The organism is Rhodococcus sp. P4_F3_2 (genome assembly GCF_056401335.1).
Window position 1 is genome coordinate 1 of record NZ_JBFUJN010000112.1, and the last position, 703, is coordinate 703.

1 protein-coding gene is annotated in these 703 nt (G+C 33.6%); it reads right to left on the reverse strand.

What is annotated here, in order from left to right; genetic code table 11:
* Positions 1–207: 207 nt before the first annotated feature.
* A partial coding sequence (locus tag AC1DWA_RS33000) for a replication initiation factor domain-containing protein (protein ID WP_477917636.1) occupies positions 208–703 on the reverse strand: 496 nt, incomplete at its 5' end.

The window sequence follows — 703 nt, forward strand, 5'->3', positions numbered from 1 at the left end:
GTTATACTCACACCATTCTTAAATAAAAAGTAGTATAAGTATAACAAAGACCGCCCATTATGTATCAGTGTATAAGGCGGTCTTATCTATATTCATACTATATATCTATTCGTAAATTCTCGACACTATTCTCGTTGTAAGGCTCCGACAGTAATATTTACTACTGGAATATTACCTGTATTTTAGATTATAATAGTGCTATCAAAATCAACAATTTTCGAAAATTCTATATTGATTTTTGAACCATCCGTCGAGTTGTTCCAGCAACTCGGCTTTTTTCTTCTTCAATTCCTTTTTAAAAAGAGGAGTCATATTTTCATTTTTTATTTCTCTTAGCATCTTTCTATATTTCGATTTAGTTGAATTCCCAAGCTCAGCCCATTCTTCTGGGTGATCACGGAGATAGTAAAGCATCGCTCTATCTTGTATTTTTTCAATTTCTTTTAAGTCGGGCTTTTTTATCTGTAAAGTTTCAAACACATCAGCGAACTCGTCCACTGTTTCTCTCTTAAGTTCAAACTCTAATCTCCACCAGTAGGGTTGATCAACCTCATTACCCTTTTTCATTTGTTCGACCTTTTTATCATACAAACGTATCATCTTGTCACTTTCTCTTTTCCCTATGTACAAAGTCTCTAGCTGTTGTGACGAATTTCGAAATTCAACTGTGGATTTCTCTCTTGCATTTCCTACATTTATAAAC